Origin of the sequence: Pseudomonas sp. SWRI81 (assembly GCF_014268545.1) — a bacterium.
GTDB classification, from domain to species: Bacteria; Pseudomonadota; Gammaproteobacteria; order Pseudomonadales; family Pseudomonadaceae; genus Aquipseudomonas; species Aquipseudomonas hamedanensis.
The window spans coordinates 25,528-42,015 of sequence record NZ_JABWQS010000012.1; the positions used below are offsets into that span (position 1 = coordinate 25,528).

The 16,488-nt window shown below is 60.7% G+C and carries 20 protein-coding genes; 11 read left to right on the forward strand and 9 right to left on the reverse strand.

The features are described 5' to 3' along the window. The first annotated feature begins 55 nt into the window (after positions 1 to 55). Positions 56 to 673, forward strand: coding sequence for a C40 family peptidase (locus tag HU765_RS10280; RefSeq protein WP_186620223.1), 618 nt, complete (start codon positions 56 to 58; stop codon positions 671 to 673). 148 nt (positions 674 to 821) lie between these two features. Here the strand turns inward: HU765_RS10280 and HU765_RS10285 are convergent, their stop codons facing one another. Beyond that, positions 822 to 1,856: a type IV pilus twitching motility protein PilT gene (locus tag HU765_RS10285; RefSeq protein WP_186552284.1), complete on the reverse strand. Its 1,035-nt coding sequence runs from the start codon at positions 1,854 to 1,856 to the stop codon at positions 822 to 824. A gap of 56 nt (positions 1,857 to 1,912) precedes the next feature. On the opposite strand from HU765_RS10285, the gene HU765_RS10290 reads away from it, so the two are divergent. From HU765_RS10290 to HU765_RS10330, 9 genes are all read left to right on the forward strand, one after another. Then, entirely contained in the window at positions 1,913 to 2,599 is a 687-nt protein-coding gene (locus HU765_RS10290) for a YggS family pyridoxal phosphate-dependent enzyme (protein ID WP_186620225.1), read from the forward strand. A 23-nt stretch (positions 2,600 to 2,622) separates the two neighbouring features. Next, positions 2,623 to 3,441, forward strand: a complete 819-nt coding sequence (proC, locus tag HU765_RS10295) for a pyrroline-5-carboxylate reductase (RefSeq protein WP_186620227.1) — start codon at positions 2,623 to 2,625, stop codon at positions 3,439 to 3,441. Between the two features lie 10 nt (positions 3,442 to 3,451). Continuing rightward, positions 3,452 to 4,042 (forward strand): YggT family protein, encoded by a 591-nt coding sequence (locus HU765_RS10300; RefSeq protein WP_186620229.1) that lies wholly within the window; start codon positions 3,452 to 3,454, stop codon positions 4,040 to 4,042. A 229-nt stretch (positions 4,043 to 4,271) separates the two neighbouring features. Next, positions 4,272 to 5,411 (forward strand): homoserine O-acetyltransferase, encoded by a 1,140-nt coding sequence (locus HU765_RS10305; RefSeq protein ID WP_186551063.1) that lies wholly within the window; start codon positions 4,272 to 4,274, stop codon positions 5,409 to 5,411. 7 nt (positions 5,412 to 5,418) lie between these two features. Next, the gene (metW, locus tag HU765_RS10310; protein WP_034153662.1) at positions 5,419 to 6,039 is read left to right on the forward strand and encodes a methionine biosynthesis protein MetW; all 621 of its coding nucleotides are present in this window, start codon (positions 5,419 to 5,421) and stop codon (positions 6,037 to 6,039) included. A 26-nt stretch (positions 6,040 to 6,065) separates the two neighbouring features. Further along, positions 6,066 to 6,500, forward strand: a complete 435-nt coding sequence (locus HU765_RS10315) for a DUF4426 domain-containing protein (protein ID WP_186620231.1) — start codon at positions 6,066 to 6,068, stop codon at positions 6,498 to 6,500. Beyond that, positions 6,497 to 7,093, forward strand: a complete 597-nt coding sequence (gene rdgB / locus HU765_RS10320; RefSeq protein WP_186620237.1) for an RdgB/HAM1 family non-canonical purine NTP pyrophosphatase — start codon at positions 6,497 to 6,499, stop codon at positions 7,091 to 7,093. The genes HU765_RS10315 and rdgB overlap by 4 nt, the downstream gene beginning before the upstream one ends. Beyond that, the gene (gene hemW, locus HU765_RS10325) at positions 7,090 to 8,295 is read left to right on the forward strand and encodes a radical SAM family heme chaperone HemW (RefSeq protein ID WP_238344683.1); all 1,206 of its coding nucleotides are present in this window, start codon (positions 7,090 to 7,092) and stop codon (positions 8,293 to 8,295) included. The genes rdgB and hemW overlap by 4 nt, the downstream gene beginning before the upstream one ends. A 33-nt stretch (positions 8,296 to 8,328) precedes the next feature. Then, positions 8,329 to 8,652, forward strand: a complete 324-nt coding sequence (locus HU765_RS10330; protein ID WP_007913629.1) for a DUF3392 domain-containing protein — start codon at positions 8,329 to 8,331, stop codon at positions 8,650 to 8,652. 131 nt (positions 8,653 to 8,783) lie between these two features. On the opposite strand, the gene trmB is transcribed toward HU765_RS10330, so the two are convergent. From trmB to HU765_RS10350, 4 genes are all read right to left on the reverse strand, one after another. Beyond that, on the reverse strand, positions 8,784 to 9,509 hold the full coding sequence (trmB, locus tag HU765_RS10335; RefSeq protein WP_024014663.1) for a tRNA (guanosine(46)-N7)-methyltransferase TrmB: 726 nt from the start codon (positions 9,507 to 9,509) through the stop codon (positions 8,784 to 8,786). 9 nt (positions 9,510 to 9,518) lie between these two features. Then, on the reverse strand, positions 9,519 to 10,313 hold the full coding sequence (locus HU765_RS10340; protein WP_007964131.1) for a thiazole synthase: 795 nt from the start codon (positions 10,311 to 10,313) through the stop codon (positions 9,519 to 9,521). A 60-nt stretch (positions 10,314 to 10,373) separates the two neighbouring features. Beyond that, positions 10,374 to 10,574, reverse strand: a complete 201-nt coding sequence (thiS, locus tag HU765_RS10345) for a sulfur carrier protein ThiS (protein WP_186620238.1) — start codon at positions 10,572 to 10,574, stop codon at positions 10,374 to 10,376. Between the two features lie 71 nt (positions 10,575 to 10,645). Beyond that, positions 10,646 to 11,026 carry a DUF423 domain-containing protein gene (locus tag HU765_RS10350; protein WP_186620239.1) on the reverse strand — a complete coding sequence of 127 codons (381 nt, stop codon included), beginning with the start codon at positions 11,024 to 11,026 and terminating at the stop codon, positions 10,646 to 10,648. A gap of 74 nt (positions 11,027 to 11,100) precedes the next feature. On the opposite strand from HU765_RS10350, the gene mtgA reads away from it, so the two are divergent. Continuing rightward, complete coding sequence (mtgA, locus tag HU765_RS10355) at positions 11,101 to 11,823, forward strand: monofunctional biosynthetic peptidoglycan transglycosylase (RefSeq protein ID WP_186551210.1); 723 nt, start codon at positions 11,101 to 11,103, stop codon at positions 11,821 to 11,823. A 180-nt stretch (positions 11,824 to 12,003) separates the two neighbouring features. Here mtgA and rpoH read toward each other — a convergent pair whose 3' ends face one another. The 4 genes from rpoH to ftsY form a co-directional block, all read right to left on the reverse strand. Beyond that, positions 12,004 to 12,858 (reverse strand): RNA polymerase sigma factor RpoH, encoded by an 855-nt coding sequence (gene rpoH, locus HU765_RS10360; protein ID WP_016772717.1) that lies wholly within the window; start codon positions 12,856 to 12,858, stop codon positions 12,004 to 12,006. A 115-nt stretch (positions 12,859 to 12,973) separates the two neighbouring features. Then, complete coding sequence (ftsX, locus tag HU765_RS10365; RefSeq protein ID WP_053124717.1) at positions 12,974 to 13,999, reverse strand: permease-like cell division protein FtsX; 1,026 nt, start codon at positions 13,997 to 13,999, stop codon at positions 12,974 to 12,976. Further along, positions 13,996 to 14,667 (reverse strand): cell division ATP-binding protein FtsE, encoded by a 672-nt coding sequence (gene ftsE / locus HU765_RS10370; RefSeq protein WP_003229148.1) that lies wholly within the window; start codon positions 14,665 to 14,667, stop codon positions 13,996 to 13,998. The genes ftsX and ftsE overlap by 4 nt, the downstream gene beginning before the upstream one ends. Beyond that, positions 14,664 to 16,157: a signal recognition particle-docking protein FtsY gene (gene ftsY / locus HU765_RS10375; protein ID WP_186620241.1), complete on the reverse strand. Its 1,494-nt coding sequence runs from the start codon at positions 16,155 to 16,157 to the stop codon at positions 14,664 to 14,666. The genes ftsE and ftsY overlap by 4 nt, the downstream gene beginning before the upstream one ends. Positions 16,158 to 16,488: the final 331 nt, after the last annotated feature.

Here is a 16,488-nt window from a genome sequence, read left to right on the forward strand (position 1 = left end):
AGCGGCAAAAAAAGCTGTTATAAAGTTGCGCGCTACCACTCAAGAGCCACGCCTAATGCGACCATTTTTCAAGACATGGCTAACTATTTGCCTATTAATGCCACTGGCCGCCCACGCCACCAATCGTGAGCAACGTCTTCCCAACGTCAACGGCTTCACCCCTAAATCCCATGCTTCGGCTCCTTCGAGCAAAAGCAGCAAGAGCAAAACCACCACGCTGAGCAGCAAGAGCCACAGCAAGCTGGTGCCACCGATGGCGAGCAAGGAAAGCAGTAACGTGCTGAGCCGTGCGGTGAACGTTCTCGGTACACCTTATCGTTGGGGCGGCAGCAGCCCAAGTAAAGGCTTTGATTGCAGCGGCCTGGTGAAATACGCGTTCAACGACGCCACCTTCGACCTGCCACGCACCTCCAATGCCATGGCCAGCGGTCACGGCGAGAAAGTCGAGCGCAAGGATCTGAAGCCGGGCGACCTGATTTTCTTCAACATCAAGAGCCGTCGGGTCAATCACGTTGCCATCTACCTGGGCAACGACCGCTTCATCCACGCCCCGCGCCGCGGCAAAGCGGTAAGCATCGACACGCTGAACAAGCCGTACTGGCAGAAGCACTACGTCATGGCCAAGCGGGTGTTGCCGAAAGAGCAACAGCAGTTGCGCGTAGTTCAGCGCTGATCTGATTGATCCAGGATTAGCTCCAGCAGTACCGGCCTCTTCGCGAGCAGGCTCGCTCCCACAGGTGACAGCATTCCAGCTGAAGGAATGCGGTTTAATGTGGGAGCGAGCCTGCTCGCGAAGGGGCCGGCAGCCGCACCACAGACCCTCAGAAATTATCCGGGGTACGCGCCTTTTCCCGCGCGTGCTCGCGGCTGATCAAGCCCTTGGTCACCAGATCCTTCAGGCACATGTCCAGTGTCTGCATGCCCAACGACCCACCGGTCTGAATCGCTGAATACATCTGCGCCACCTTGTCTTCTCGAATCAGATTGCGGATCGCCGACGTCCCCAGCATGATTTCGTGCGCCGCCACCCGCCCGCCGCCGATCTTCTTGATCAGCGTCTGCGACACCACCGCCAGTAATGACTCCGACAGCATCGAACGGACCATGGACTTCTCGTCCCCGGGAAACACGTCGACCACGCGGTCGATGGTCTTGGCCGCCGAGGTCGTGTGCAACGTGCCGAACACCAGATGTCCGGTCTCAGCGGCGGTCAGCGCCAGGCGAATGGTTTCCAGATCGCGCATCTCGCCAACCAGAATCACGTCCGGATCTTCACGTAGCGCCGAACGAAGCGCCGTAGCGAAACTGCGGGTATCGCGATGAACTTCGCGCTGATTGATCAGGCATTTGCGCGATTCATGAACAAATTCGATCGGATCTTCAATGGTCAGAATGTGGTGATGCCGATGGGTGTTCAGGTAATCGATCATTGCCGCCAACGTAGTCGATTTGCCGGAGCCGGTCGGCCCGGTCACCAGCACCAGCCCGCGCGGCGCATCGGTGATCTTGCGGAAAACATCGCCCATGCCGAGGTCTTCCATGCTCAGCACTTTCGACGGAATGGTGCGGAACACCGCGCCAGCGCCACGGTTCTGGTTGAACGCGTTGACCCGAAACCGCGCGACACCGGGCACATCGAAGGAAAAATCGGTTTCCAGATTTTTCTCGAAGTCGACCCGCTGGGTGTCGTTCATGATGTCGTAGATCAATTCGTGTACTTGCTTGTGGTCCAGCGCTGGCAGATTGATCCGCCGCACATCACCATCGACACGGATCATCGGCGGCAGGCCGGCCGACAGGTGCAGGTCGGAAGCGCCCTGTTTGGCGCTGAAGGCCAGCAGTTCAGTGATATCCATAGCGTCCCTCAATTCCAGTAGAATGCCGCGAACCTACAGACCGCCGGCGCCTCTTGATGTCCACGATAGCAGACAACATCGCCCTCGTTAGTTCACGCATTCAGGCCGCGACTGCCGCTGCCGGACGACCTGAAAACAGCGTCCAGCTACTCGCCGTGAGCAAGACCAAACCTGCCCAGGCCCTGCGTGAAGCCTATGCCGCCGGCCTGCGCGACTTCGGTGAGAACTACCTGCAGGAGGCCTTGAGCAAACAGCTGGAACTGGCCGACCTGCCCTTGATCTGGCACTTCATCGGCCCCATTCAATCGAACAAGACTCGCGCGATTGCCGAGCATTTCGACTGGGTGCACTCCGTGGATCGCCTGAAAATTGCCCAACGCCTGTCCGAACAACGCCCGGCCGAGCTGCCGCCGCTGAACATCTGCATTCAGGTGAATGTCAGCGGCGAAGCGAGTAAATCCGGCTGCACCCCGGCCGATCTGCCAGCGCTGGCCGAGGCCATCAGCCAACTACCGCGTTTGCACTTGCGCGGTTTGATGGCGATTCCCGAGCCGACCGAAGCGCGCGCCGAGCAAGATGCTGCCTTCGCCGCCGTGCAGACATTGCAGGCGAGCCTCAATCTGCCACTCGACACATTGTCCATGGGCATGAGCCACGACCTCGAGTCGGCCATCGCCCAAGGCGCCACCTGGGTGCGGATCGGTACCGCGCTGTTTGGCGCCAGAGATTATTCCCAGTCTTGAACGTTTCCAGATAAGGACCACACATGAGCAACACACGTATTGCGTTTATCGGTGCGGGCAACATGGCGGCCAGTCTGATTGGCGGCTTGCGCGCCAAGGGTCTGGAAGCGGCGCAGATCCGCGCCAGCGATCCGGGCGAAGAAACCCGCGCCAAAGTCAGCGCCGAACACGGCATCGAAACCTTTGCCGATAATGCCCAGGCCATCGACGGCGTCGATGTCATCGTGCTGGCGGTCAAGCCACAGGCGATGAAAGCCGTGTGCGAGGCGCTCCGCCCGAGCCTGAAGCCGCATCAACTGGTGGTGTCGATTGCCGCCGGCATCACCTGTGCGAGCATGACCGCGTGGCTCGGCGAGCAGCCGATCGTGCGCTGCATGCCCAATACCCCGGCGCTGCTGCGTCAGGGCGTCAGCGGCTTGTACGCCACCGACGAGGTAACCGCCGAGCAGCGTCAGCAAGCCGAAGAGCTACTGTCCGCCGTTGGCATCGCCCTGTGGCTGGAAGAAGAACAGCAACTCGACGCAGTCACGGCGGTCTCAGGCTCAGGCCCGGCGTACTTCTTCCTGCTGATCGAAGCCATGACCGCTGCCGGCGTGAAACTCGGCCTGCCCAAGGCAATCGCTGAACAGCTGACCGCGCAAACCGCGCTGGGCGCCGCGCACATGGCGGTGTCCAGCGACGTTGACGCCGCCGAACTGCGCCGCCGCGTGACCTCGCCAAACGGCACGACGGAAGCGGCGATCAAATCATTCCAGGCTGGCGGCTTCGAAGCGCTGGTCGAAACCGCACTCGGCGCCGCCGCGCACCGCTCGGCCGAAATGGCCGAACAACTGGGCAAATAAGGAGCCTTTCATGATCGGATTGAACACCGCAGCGGTTTACGTGCTGCAAACCCTCGGCAGCCTGTATTTGCTGATCGTGCTGATGCGCTTCGTCCTGCAACTGGTGCGGGCGAATTTTTATAACCCGCTGTGCCAGTTCATCGTCAAAGCCACCCAGCCGCTGCTCAAGCCTCTGCGCCGGATCATCCCGAGCCTGTTCGGCCTCGACATGTCGTCGCTGGTGCTGGCGATCCTGGTGCAACTGCTGCTGATGGCGCTGACCCTGCTGCTGACCTATGGCACCACCGGCAATCCGCTGCAACTGTTGATCTGGTCGCTGATCGGTGTCACCGCGCTGTTCCTGAAGATTTTCTTCTTCGCCCTGATCATCAGCGTGATCCTGTCGTGGGTCGCACCGGGCAGCCACAATCCGGGCGCCGAACTGGTCAACCAGATCTGCGAACCGGCACTGGCGCCGTTCCGCCGCTTCCTGCCGAACCTGGGCGGCCTGGACCTTTCGCCGATCTTCGCTTTCCTCGCGCTGAAATTGATCGACATGCTGGTCATCAACAATCTGGCGGCGATGACGATGATGCCGGAGATTCTGCGTCTGCTGATGTAAACCGCTTGGGTAGAAGCTCCCGGATTTTTAGCGTCCGGCGAGTTGACCGTGTCATCGTTCATCGCGAGCAGGCTCACTCCTACATTTGGAATGCGTTCCCCCTGTAGGAGTGAGCCTGCTCGCGATGGGCACACCTCGATATAGCTGAATAACCGCAGACCCGATCGTTGCTTGCCGCTAACCCCCCCGGTCTTTAGACTTACGCCTCATTTCAACGAGAGCAGGGTCGATGCCAACTGCCTTTCCCCCCGATTCTGTTGGTCTGGTAACGCCGCAAACCGCGCATTTCAGCGAACCGCTGGCGCTGGCCTGTGGTCGTTCGCTGGCCGCCTATGACCTGATCTACGAAACCTACGGCACGCTCAATGCGCAGGCGAGCAACGCCGTGCTGATCTGCCACGCCCTGTCCGGCCATCATCACGCCGCCGGTTATCACAGCGTCGATGACCGCAAGCCCGGTTGGTGGGACAGCTGCATCGGCCCGGGCAAGCCGATCGACACCAACAAGTTCTTCGTGGTCAGCCTGAACAACCTCGGCGGCTGCAACGGCTCCACCGGCCCGAGCAGCGTCAACCCGGAGACCGGCAAGCCGTTCGGCGCCGACTTCCCGGTGCTCACCGTGGAAGACTGGGTGCACAGCCAGGCGCGTCTCGCTGACGTGCTCGGCATTGGCCAGTGGGCGGCGGTCATCGGCGGCAGCCTCGGCGGCATGCAGGCGCTGCAATGGACCATCACCTACCCGGATCGCGTGCGTCACTGCCTGGCCATCGCTTCGGCGCCGAAGCTGTCGGCGCAGAACATCGCCTTCAACGAAGTCGCGCGTCAGGCGATCCTCACCGACCCGGAATTCCATGGCGGCTCGTTCCAGGAAGCGGGCGTGATCCCCAAGCGCGGCCTGATGCTGGCGCGCATGGTTGGGCACATCACCTACCTGTCCGATGACTCCATGGGCGAGAAATTCGGCCGGGGCCTGAAGAGCGAAAAGCTTAACTACGACTTCCACAGTGTCGAGTTCCAGGTCGAAAGCTACCTTCGCTATCAGGGCGAGGAGTTCTCCGGTCGTTTCGATGCCAATACCTACTTGCTGATGACCAAGGCGCTGGACTACTTCGATCCGGCGGCGAACTTCGACGATGATCTGGCAAAAACCTTCGAAAACGCCACGGCGAAATTCTGCGTGATGTCATTCACCACTGACTGGCGCTTCTCCCCGGCCCGTTCGCGGGAATTGGTGGACGCGCTGATGGCCGCGCGCAAAGACGTCAGCTACCTGGAAATCGACGCGCCGCAGGGCCACGACGCCTTCCTGATTCCGATCCCGCGTTATTTGCAGGCGTTCGGCAATTACATGAACCGCATTTCGTTGTGAGAAAGCCATGAGAGCTGATCTGGAAATCATCCAGGAATGGATCCCCGCCGGCAGCCGCGTCCTCGACCTTGGTTGCGGTGACGGCGAACTGCTGACCTGGCTGCGCGACAACAAGAACGTCACCGGTTATGGCCTGGAAAACGACGCCGAGAACATCGCCGAGTGCGTGGCCAAGGGCATCAACGTCATTGAGCAGGACCTGGACAAAGGGCTGGGCAACTTCGCCAGCAACAGTTTCGACATCGTCGTCATGACCCAGGCCCTGCAAGCCGTGCACTACCCGGACAAGATCCTCGACGAAATGCTTCGCGTCGGCCGCCAGTGCATCATCACTTTCCCGAACTTCGGCCACTGGCGCTGCCGCTGGTACCTGGCGAGCAAGGGCCGCATGCCGGTGTCGGAATTTCTGCCTTACACCTGGTACAACACGCCGAACATCCACTTCTGCACGTTCGAGGATTTCGAAGAACTGTGCCGCGAACGTGATGCGAAGGTCATTGATCGGCTTGCCGTGGATCAACAGCACCGCCACGGGTGGGCCAGTAAGCTATGGCCTAATCTGTTAGGTGAAATCGGTATCTACCGCGTCAGCAGCCCGCAACTGGCGGACCACAAGGTCGCGGTCTGAGCCGAGCCATTTCGAGGAGCACGAACATGAGTCGTCTAGCGTTGTTGTTACTCACTGCCTGCCTGAGCGCTGGCGCCATCGCGGCGGACGTCATCAAGGGTGAACGCAAGGAAACCTTTGGCGACATCACGGTGCACTACAACACCTTCAATTCGACGTTCCTGCAACCAGACATCGCCAAGGCTGCCGAGCTGATCCGCAGCAAGCATCAGGGCGTGATCAACGTTTCGGTGATGAAGCACGGCAAACCGCTGATCGCCAGCGTCACCGGCACGGTCAAAGACCTGACCAGCCAAAGCGTGCCGCTGAGTTTTCGCCAGGTCACCGAGCAGGGCGCGATCTACTACATCGCCCAGTACCCGGTGCCGCAGCAGGAAACCCGCACCTTTGAAATCAAGGTGCAGAACGGCGACAAGACCCACACTATCCACTTCAACCAAGAACTCTTCCCCGGCGAATGATGAACATCAAGCAGCTCGTACTGGCCAGCCATAACGCCGGCAAACTCAAAGAACTTCAGGCCATGCTCGGCGAATCGGTGCAACTGCGTTCAATTGGCGAGTGGAGCAAGGTCGAGCCGGAAGAAACCGGTCTGTCGTTCGTCGAGAACGCCATTCTCAAGGCACGCAACGCCGCGCGTATCTCCGGCTTGCCGGCACTGGCCGACGATTCCGGGCTGGCGGTGGATTTCCTCGGCGGCGCGCCGGGGATCTATTCGGCGCGTTATGCCGACGGCAAGGGCGATGCGGCCAACAACGCCAAACTGCTCGATGCGCTGAAAGACGTGCCCCAAGCCGAGCGTGGCGCGCAATTCGTTTGCGTATTGGCGCTGGTGCGGCATGCCGACGATCCGCTGCCGATCCTCTGCGAAGGTCTGTGGCACGGGCGCATCCTCACCGCTGCCAGCGGCGAACACGGCTTCGGTTATGACCCGTTGTTCTGGGTGCCGGAGCGCGACTGCTCCAGTGCCGAGTTGAGCCCGGCCGACAAGAACCAGATCAGCCACCGCGCCCGTGCAATGGATCTGCTGCGCCAGCGTCTGGGCCTGAAATGACCACTGATTCTTCCGCGTCGTCGCTGATCTTCGGCGGCGCCGCGTCTTCGCCTCGGGCGCCGCTGCCAACCTTGCCGCCCCTGGCGCTGTACATCCACATCCCGTGGTGTGTGCGCAAATGCCCTTATTGCGACTTCAACTCGCACACCGCCAGCCCCGTGCTGCCGGAGCAGGAATACGTCGACGCGTTGCTGGCCGATCTCGATGAGGATCTGCACGCTGTTTATGGCCGTGAAATCAGCTCGATTTTCTTCGGTGGTGGCACGCCAAGTCTGTTCAGTGCCGAGGCGCTCGGACGCTTGCTGAAGGGTGTCGAGCAGCGCATCCCGTTCGCCAGCGATATCGAAATCACCCTTGAGGCTAACCCGGGCACCTTCGAACAAGAGAAGTTCGTGGCGTACCGTCAGTTGGGCATCAATCGCCTGTCGATCGGCATCCAGAGTTTCCAGCAGGAAAAGCTTGAGGCGCTGGGCCGAATTCACAACGGCGACGAAGCGGTGCGCGCTGCCGGCATGGCGCGGCAGGCCGGGTTCGACAACTTCAACCTCGACTTGATGCACGGTTTGCCCGGTCAATCGCTGGACGATGCGTTGAGCGACCTGCGTCAGGCCATCGCGCTGAATCCGACGCATATCTCGTGGTATCAGCTGACGCTGGAGCCGAACACGGTGTTCTGGAATCAGCCGCCGGTGCTGCCGGAAGACGACACGCTGTGGGACATTCAGGAGGCCGGGCAGGCGCTGCTGGCCGAGCATGGTTACGCGCAATACGAAGTGTCGGCGTATGCCCAGGCCGGGCGGCCGGCGCGGCATAACCTCAATTACTGGAGCTTCGGCGATTTCATCGGCATCGGCGCCGGTGCGCATGGCAAGCTGAGTCATCCGGACGGGCGCATTGTGCGGACCTGGAAGACCCGCCTGCCGAAAGACTATCTGAATCCGACGAAAAGCTTTCAGGCCGGCGAGAAATCGCTGAGCAATGACGAAATGCCGTTCGAATTCCTGATGAATGCCCTGCGTCTGACCGCCGGGGTGGACTCGCGCCTGTACAGCGAGCGTACCGGTCTGTCTCTGGACACGCTTGCCGAAGGCCGGCGAGAGGCCGAACAAAGCGGTCTGTTGCAGGTCGAACCGTCACGTCTGGCGGCCACCGAACGCGGCCAGTTGTTCCTCAATGATTTGCTGCAACAATTTTTGAACTGAGCCCAACCCCGAACGGCAGCCCAAGGAAAACCCATGGATTTGATACTCGACCTGCTCGCCACTGTCTCCCGCTGGAGCCGCAGCAACCTCTCGGAAATCGCTCTGGCGCTGGTCGGTTGCCTGCTGGTGCTGTTTGGCGCCGATTTCAAAGGCTGGGTCGAGCAACGCCTGGGCAGCATCGCCGGCGCCCTGCGCGTGCCATTGATGGCCCTATTATGTGTGATAGGCAGCGGCGCCGCGCTGATCTACGCCACGCCGTGGGTGATCAAGGGTTTGAGCCAGTTCAACAACTACAGCCTCGCGCCGGTGTTGCTGGTGGTGCTGGTGTTGATTGGCGTAGTCGCTGATCGCCGCTGAGTCCGCTAACACCCCAAAACAACTGTGGGAGCGGGCTTGCTCGCGAAAGCGGTAGATCATTCAACATTAGTGTTGTCTGAAACGACGCCTTCGCGAGCAAGCCCGCTCCCACAGTTTTTGTTGCGTGATGCTTAAGCGATCTTTTCGAACTTCAGATCCCACACGCCATGCCCCAGTCGTTCGCCGCGGCGTTCGAACTTGGTGATCGGGCGTTCGGCCGGGCGCGGCACGCACTTGCCGTCTTCGGCGAGGTTGCGGTAGCCCGGGGCGACGTTCATTACTTCCAGCATGTACTCGGCGTACGGTTCCCAGTCGGTGGCCATGTGCAGAATACCGCCGACCTTCAACTTGCTGCGCACCAGTTCGGCAAACGAGGCCTGGACGATACGGCGTTTGTGGTGACGGCTTTTATGCCACGGATCGGGGAAGAACAGCATCAGGCGATCGAGGCTGTTGTCGGCGATGCAACGGTTGAGCACTTCGATCGCATCGCAATCGTAGACCCGCAGATTGGTCAGACCTTGGGTCAGTACGCCATTGAGCAGCGCGCCGACACCCGGACGGTGCACTTCAACGCCGATAAAATCCTGCTCCGGCGCCGCCGCGGCCATTTCCAGCAGCGAGTGGCCCATGCCGAAACCGATTTCCAGCGAGCGCGGTGCCGAGCGGCCGAACACCTGGTCGTAATCGACCGGCGCATCGGCCAGCGGCAGCACGTACAGCGGCGCGCCCTGATCCAGGCCGCGTTGCTGGCCTTCGGTCATGCGCCCGGCGCGCATCACGAAACTCTTGATGCGACGGTGTTGGCGCTCGTCGCCTTCGTCCGGCTGGACAGGCGTGTCGTTCGATTCAGTCATCAATGGCTCTTACTTGATCAGACCATCCAGCGGCGAAGAGGCGCTGGCATAGAGTTTTTTCGGCATGCGGCCGGCGAGGTACGCCAGACGGCCCGCGACGATCGCGTGTTGCATGGCTTGGGCCATCATTACCGGCTGCTGGGCGTGGGCGATGGCCGAGTTCATCAGTACGGCGTCGCAACCCAGTTCCATGGCGATGGTCGCGTCGGAAGCGGTGCCGACGCCGGCATCGACCAGCACCGGGATCTTCGCTTCTTCAAGGATGATCTGCAGGTTGTACGGATTGCAGATGCCCAGACCGGAACCGATCAGACCGGCCAGCGGCATCACGGCGATGCAGCCGATTTCCGCCAGTTGCCGGGCGATGATCGGGTCATCGCTGGTGTAGACCATCACGTCGAAGCCTTCCTTGACCAGCGTTTCGGCGGCCTTGAGGGTTTCGATCACGTTGGGGAACAGGGTTTTCTGGTCGGCCAGCACTTCCAGCTTCACCAGGTTGTGGCCATCGAGCAGCTCACGAGCGAGGCGGCAGGTGCGCACCGCTTCGATGGCGTCGTAGCAACCGGCGGTGTTCGGCAGGAAGGTGTAGCGATCCGGCGACAGCACTTCGAGCAGGTTCGGCTCGCCTTCGATCTGGCCCAGGTTGGTGCGGCGCACGGCGAAGGTGACGATCTCGGCGCCCGAGGCTTCGATGGCCTGGCGGGTTTCTTCCATGTCACGGTACTTGCCGGTACCAACCAGCAAACGCGACTGGTAAGTACGACCGGCCAGCACAAAAGGCTTGTCGCTACGAACGATGCTCATGGGAAATCCTCTTCAAGGGTGAGGGTCTTGCAGAATGCTTGCCCTTGCGGGCCGGGGCGATCAGCCGCCGCCGATGGCGTGGACGACTTCGACATTATCGCCGTCGTTCAATGGGGTATCGGCATGCTGGCTGCGCGGGACGATGTCCAGATTGAGCTCGACCGCCACCCGGCGTCCGGTCAATTCCAGACGGGTGATCAGGCCCGCAACGGTTTCACCGTCGGGCAATTCAAAGGGCTCACCGTTCAACTGAATGTGCATGCACAACGCCGCCATCATTTTTAGGGGCTGGCATTCTAGCCCGATCATGACCTAAAGGTCAGTACCAAGCGTCAAGCGGTTAGCTGCAAGCGCCAAGCGGCGAGGCCGAGGCAAACCCAACCGATGAGAAACGCGAGGCCGCCGAACGGGGTGATGATGCCGAGCTTGCTGATGCCGGTGGTGGTCAGCAGATACAGGCTGCCGGAGAAAAGCAAAATGCCGACCGTGAAGGAAACGCCGGCCCAGGTCACCAGTCGCCCCGGTATCTGCGTGGCCAGCAGCGCGACGCCGAACAATGCGAGTGTGTGCACCAGTTGGTAGGTGACGCCGGTGTGAAAAATCGCCAGGTATTCCGGGGTCAGACGGTTTTTAAGGCCATGGGCGGCAAAGGCGCCCAGCGCCACACCGGTAAAGCCGAAAAAAGCGGCCAGCATCAAAAAGCCACGCAGCATGGGGAACTCCAGTCAGACGCGTTCGGCAGGGTCTGTATAATGGCCCGCTCCACGGGTTCGGCCAAGCCATCTCTATGCTGCGTTCAATTTTCCGTCGTCTCACAAAGGCCCTGCTCTGGTTCGCCGGTGGCAGTGTCTTGCTGGTGTTGGTGTTTCGCTTTGTGCCACCGCCGGGAACGGCGTTGATGGTCGAACGCAAGATCGAGTCCTGGGTCGACGGTGAGCCGATCGATCTGCAACGCAGCTGGAAGCCGTGGGACGAGATCTCCGACGACCTCAAGGTGGCTGTGATAGCCGGCGAGGACCAGAAATTTCCCGAGCATTGGGGCTTCGATCTGCGCGCGATCCAGGCCGCACTGGCCCATAACGAACTGGGCGGCTCGATTCGCGGCGCCAGCACCTTGAGTCAGCAAGTGTCGAAAAACCTGTTTCTGTGGTCTGGCCGCAGCTATCTGCGCAAGGGCCTGGAAGCGTGGTTCACCGCGCTGATCGAGGTGTTCTGGCCCAAGCAGCGAATTCTTGAGGTGTACCTGAACAGCGTCGAATGGGATGACGGCGTGTTTGGCGCTGAAGCGGCGGCCCGGCATCACTTTGGCGTGAGCGCGAGGTCGTTGTCGCGCCAGCAGGCGAGTTACCTGGCGGCGGTGCTGCCCAATCCGCGGGTGTGGAGCGCGAGTCATCCGACTGGTTATGTGTCTCGCCGGGCTGGTTGGATTCGGCAGCAGATGAGTCAGTTGGGTGGGGACAGTTACTTGCTGGGGTTGAATGATTCGCGGCGCGCGCCTTGGTCGGAATAACACTGAAGATCCAGTGTAGGAGTGAGCCTGCTCGCGATAGCGGTTTGTCAGTAACGAAGATGTTGCCTGATACACCGCTATCGCGAGCAGGCTCACTCCTACAGGGGTTTTGTGTGGAACCGGAAATCAAAACGCCCCGATCATCGCTGATCGGGGCGTTTTTTGTTACTGATTCGCCAGTTACGCGGCGATCGACAACTTGAGCTTGTTCATCGCGCTCTTCTCGAGCTGACGAATTCGCTCGGCCGACACGTTGTACTTCTGCGCCAGGTCGTGCAGCGTGGCTTTCTCTTCAGCCAGCCAGCGCTGATAGAGGATGTCACGGCTGCGCTCGTCCAGCACTTCCAGGGCTTCGTGCAGGTTGGTGTTCGAGTTGTCGCTCCAGTCGGCATCTTCCAGTTGACGCGCCGGGTCGTACCGGTGGTCTTCCAGATAGTTGGCCGGCGACTGGAAAGCGCTGTCATCGTCGGCCTCTGCAGCCGGGTCGAAGGCCATGTCATGGCCGGTCAGACGACTTTCCATCTCACGCACTTCCCGCGGCTCGACGCCGAGGCTTTCCGCCACACGGTGGACTTCCTCGTTGTTCAGCCACGCCAGACGTTTCTTCTGGCTGCGCAGGTTGAAGAACAGCTTGCGCTGGGCCTTGGTGGTCGCGACTTTCACAATGCGCCAGTTGCGCAGGATGAACTCGTGAATTTCCGCCTTGATCCAGTGCACGGCGAACGACACCAGACGCACACCCATTTCCGGGTTGAAACGCTTCACGGCCTTCATCAGGCCGACGTTACCTTCCTGGATCAGGTCAGCCTGAGCCAGACCGTAGCCGGAATAGCTACGGGCAATGTGTACGACAAAACGCAGGTGGGCGAGCACCATCTGCCGAGCCGCCCCCAAATCCTGCTCATAGTAGAGACTCTCGGCCAGTTCACGCTCCTGCTCCGGCGTCAGCAATGGAATGCTGTTGACGGTGTGCACGTAAGCTTCCAGGTTCGCACCCGGAACCAACGCATACGCAGGTTGCAAAGAATTGGTCATACGAAAAAACCTCCCACTCACATACTCGTGCCTCTCGGCACTGCGAAAAATTGACCGGGAACTCAGGTACAAGTTCCCATAAAAACCGCAAGGTCAATCACGCGCAAAAAAGATTCTACTTCGGCGCCAGCTCCCTGAGATGACGTGCGACTGCAATCCATGCACCGATATAACCCAACAGCACCGCGCCAAGCAAGAGCGACAGACCGTCGGCCACTGGCACGCCGGCCAGGGCGAAATCACTGCCGTACAAGCCGGCCAGTCCAACCACCGCATCGTTCAGCCAGTTCAGGCCGAACGCCAAAACGCCCCAGGACAACAGCCCTGCACCGAAGCCATACAACGCGCCCATATAAAGGAAAGGGCGGCGCACATAACTGTCAGTGCCGCCGACGAGTTTAATCACTTCTATCTCGGTGCGGCGGTTTTCAATATGAAGACGAATGGTATTGCCTATCACCAAAAGTAATGCAGACACCAAAAGCACAGTCAGACCGAAGACAAAGCGGTCGCCCAGCTTGAGGATGGCGGCCAGACGCTCGACCCAGACTAGATCAAGTTGCGCCTGTTGTACCTTGGGCAGCTCGGAAAGTTTTTGTCTTAATGCTTCGAGTGTCGGCTTGTCGACTTCGTTCGGTGTGACTAAAACCACACCCGGCAAAGGGTTCTCAGGCAACTCACGCAGGGCTTCGCCCAGGCCGGACTGCTGTTGGAACTCCTCCAGTGCCTGATCGCGACCGACATATTCGGCATCAGCGACGCCGGGCATGCCTTTGATCTGCTCACGCAGTGACTCGCCCTGCTCGGGACTTGCGTCGAGTTGCAGGTACAGCGAAATCTGTGCCGCGCGCTGCCAGGAGCCACCGAGACGCTCGACGTTGTTAAGCAACAGCGAAAGCCCCATCGGCAGACTCAACGCAACGGCCATCACCATGCAGGTGAAGAAGCTGCCGATCGGCTGTTTGCCGAGACGGCGCAGGCTGTCGAGCAGGCTGGCGCGATGGCTTTCAATCCAGGCGCGGAACAGCGTGGCAAAGTCCGGACCGTCGTCATCGTCATGTTTTTTCTTTTTCTGCGGTTGCGGGTCGGCGGCCTTCGGGGCCACGCGCTCGGAAACCTTCGGACTGCGTGTTGCACTCATACCCCGGCCTCCCCGTCGCCGATCAAGCGGCCGCGTTGCAGAGTCAGCATGCGATGACGCATGCGCGCGATCAGCGCCAGGTCGTGACTGGCAATCAGCACGCTGGTGCCCAGACGGTTGATGTCTTCGAACACGCCCATGATTTCGGCGGCCAGACGCGGGTCGAGGTTACCGGTCGGCTCATCCGCCAGCAGCAAGGCCGGGCGGTGAACAATGGCGCGGGCAATGCCGACGCGCTGTTGCTGACCAGTGGACAGGTCGCCCGGGTACAGATCAGTTTTATCCGACAGCGCAACGCGCTCCAGCGCCGAATCGACGCGCTTGGCGATTTCGGCCTTGGACAGGCCGAGAATCTGCAGCGGCAAGGCGACGTTGTTGAACACCGTGCGATCAAACAGCAACTGATGATTCTGGAACACCACACCGATTTGCCGGCGCAAAAACGGGATCTGCGCGTTGCTGATGGTGCTCAGGTCTTGCCCGGCGAGCAGCAGTTTGCCGCTGGTCGGGCGTTCCATCGCCAGCAACAGGCGCAACAGCGTGGATTTACCGGCCCCGGAGTGGCCGGTGACAAACAAGAACTCGCCACGACGGACTCGAAAGCTCAGCTCATGCAAGCCGACGTGACCGTTCGGGTAGCGCTTACCGACCTGTTCGAAACGAATCATGAACGCTCCCGCTCGGCAAACAGTGCCTGGACAAAGGGTTCGGCTTCAAAGGTACGCAAATCGTCGATGCCTTCGCCGACACCGATGTAGCGGATCGGCAGGCCGAACTGCTTGGCCAGGGCGAAAATCACCCCACCCTTGGCGGTGCCGTCGAGCTTGGTCAGCGCCAGCCCGGTCAGTTCGACGGTCTGGTTGAATTGCTTGGCCTGGTTGATGGCGTTCTGGCCAGTACCGGCGTCGAGCACCAGCAGCACTTCGTGCGGCGCGTCGGCGTCGAGCTTGCCAATGACCCGGCGAACCTTTTTCAGCTCTTCCATCAGGTTGTCTTTGGTGTGCAGGCGCCCGGCGGTGTCAGCGATCAGTACGTCGATGCCACGGGCCTTGGCGGCCTGCACGGCGTCGAAGATCACCGACGCGGAGTCAGCACCGGTGTGCTGAGCGATGACCGGGATCTTGTTGCGCTCGCCCCAGACCTGCAATTGCTCCACGGCCGCGGCACGGAAGGTATCGCCGGCGGCCAGCATGACTTTCTTGCCTTCCAGTTGCAGCTTCTTCGCCAGCTTGCCAATGGTGGTGGTTTTGCCGGCGCCGTTGACGCCAACCACCAGAATCACGAACGGCTTGTTCTGCGAGGCGATTTTCAGCGGCTGTTCGACTGGTTTGAGCATTGCTGCCAGCTCGGCCTGCAGGGATTTGTACAGCGCGTCGGCGTCAGCCAGCTCCTTGCGCGCAACCTTCTGGGTCAGGCGCTGAATGATTTGCGTGGTGGCTTCGACGCCTACGTCAGCGGTGAGCAGGCGGGTTTCGAGGTCGTCGAGCAGTTCATCGTCGATGGTCTTGCGCCCAAGGAACAGGCTGGCCATGCCCTCGCCGATACTCGCGCTGGTCTTCGACAGACCCTGCTTGAGGCGGGCGAAGAAACCGGCCTTGGTTTCTTCGCTGCGCGGGGTTTCGACCGGCGTTTCTACGGGGGCTTCAACCGGCACGACTGCAGTCGCAACCGGGGTAACTGACGCAGCGGCAATCGGTGCAGGCTCAGGCTCGGACGGCTGGGCAACCCGTGTGTTCGGCTCGGAAATGGCCGGCGCTTGCTCAACAACCGGTGCAGGCTCAGGCTCCGCAGCAACCACGGCAACCGGCGCTGGAGTCACTGACGTCACCTGCGGCGCAGCTTCTTCGACGAAGGCAGCCGGCTCTTCCGCTACCGGCAAGGTCAGCCTCGGCTCGGCGGCGGACGTCAGCGGCAACTCGGCAGCGGCCGGCGTTTCAGGCTCGGCTTCTGCCTGCGGTTGCAGCACCGGCTCGGCGATCGGCAGAACAATCGGTGCCGGCTCTTCTTCTATTACAGGTGCTGGCGCCGGAGCCGGCTCAGGAATCGCGGGCGGCTGTTCGACGACGGTTTCCTGCGGTTTCTTCCGCAGCCATCCGAACAGGCTTTTCTTCTCGCCAGCCGCAGCTGGGGTCTTCTTGTCGTCGTTGGAACCAAACATGGAGGACGGCTATCTCACGGTAGCGACGCGCCAACAGGGCGCCCCGGCAAATAAATATTCGATGCAGAACAGACTGTGTTTCATCCAGCTTGTTCACGCGCAACATTTTGTCGAGGCACCCGAAGCACCTCAAGGATCGTTTTAACGATGGTCTATACCGGTGAAAATCGGCGAAAAGGCAGCGTCTGGTTGCCAAACCGCTGCTTTGTGCCGCAAACCCATTCAGCCTTGTCAGGTCGCTGAACCTGATAGACGTGGTCGCCGGTAAAACGGATCAGTATCCTAGCACCTCCTCGCCCGCCTAGGCTAAGACCAAGCGGGCAGCCCAACA

Coding starts and splice junctions, on each gene's coding strand:
- HU765_RS10280 (WP_186620223.1), top strand. CDS start 56: ATGCGACCATTTTTCAAGACATGGCTAACTATTTGCCTATTAATGCCA.
- HU765_RS10285 (WP_186552284.1), bottom strand. CDS start 1,856: ATGGATATCACTGAACTGCTGGCCTTCAGCGCCAAACAGGGCGCTTCC.
- HU765_RS10290 (WP_186620225.1), top strand. CDS start 1,913: ATGTCCACGATAGCAGACAACATCGCCCTCGTTAGTTCACGCATTCAG.
- proC (WP_186620227.1), top strand. CDS start 2,623: ATGAGCAACACACGTATTGCGTTTATCGGTGCGGGCAACATGGCGGCC.
- HU765_RS10300 (WP_186620229.1), top strand. CDS start 3,452: ATGATCGGATTGAACACCGCAGCGGTTTACGTGCTGCAAACCCTCGGC.
- HU765_RS10305 (WP_186551063.1), top strand. CDS start 4,272: ATGCCAACTGCCTTTCCCCCCGATTCTGTTGGTCTGGTAACGCCGCAA.
- metW (WP_034153662.1), top strand. CDS start 5,419: ATGAGAGCTGATCTGGAAATCATCCAGGAATGGATCCCCGCCGGCAGC.
- HU765_RS10315 (WP_186620231.1), top strand. CDS start 6,066: ATGAGTCGTCTAGCGTTGTTGTTACTCACTGCCTGCCTGAGCGCTGGC.
- rdgB (WP_186620237.1), top strand. CDS start 6,497: ATGATGAACATCAAGCAGCTCGTACTGGCCAGCCATAACGCCGGCAAA.
- hemW (WP_238344683.1), top strand. CDS start 7,090: ATGACCACTGATTCTTCCGCGTCGTCGCTGATCTTCGGCGGCGCCGCG.
- HU765_RS10330 (WP_007913629.1), top strand. CDS start 8,329: ATGGATTTGATACTCGACCTGCTCGCCACTGTCTCCCGCTGGAGCCGC.
- trmB (WP_024014663.1), bottom strand. CDS start 9,509: ATGACTGAATCGAACGACACGCCTGTCCAGCCGGACGAAGGCGACGAG.
- HU765_RS10340 (WP_007964131.1), bottom strand. CDS start 10,313: ATGAGCATCGTTCGTAGCGACAAGCCTTTTGTGCTGGCCGGTCGTACT.
- thiS (WP_186620238.1), bottom strand. CDS start 10,574: ATGCACATTCAGTTGAACGGTGAGCCCTTTGAATTGCCCGACGGTGAA.
- HU765_RS10350 (WP_186620239.1), bottom strand. CDS start 11,026: ATGCTGCGTGGCTTTTTGATGCTGGCCGCTTTTTTCGGCTTTACCGGT.
- mtgA (WP_186551210.1), top strand. CDS start 11,101: ATGCTGCGTTCAATTTTCCGTCGTCTCACAAAGGCCCTGCTCTGGTTC.
- rpoH (WP_016772717.1), bottom strand. CDS start 12,858: ATGACCAATTCTTTGCAACCTGCGTATGCGTTGGTTCCGGGTGCGAAC.
- ftsX (WP_053124717.1), bottom strand. CDS start 13,999: ATGAGTGCAACACGCAGTCCGAAGGTTTCCGAGCGCGTGGCCCCGAAG.
- ftsE (WP_003229148.1), bottom strand. CDS start 14,667: ATGATTCGTTTCGAACAGGTCGGTAAGCGCTACCCGAACGGTCACGTC.
- ftsY (WP_186620241.1), bottom strand. CDS start 16,157: ATGTTTGGTTCCAACGACGACAAGAAGACCCCAGCTGCGGCTGGCGAG.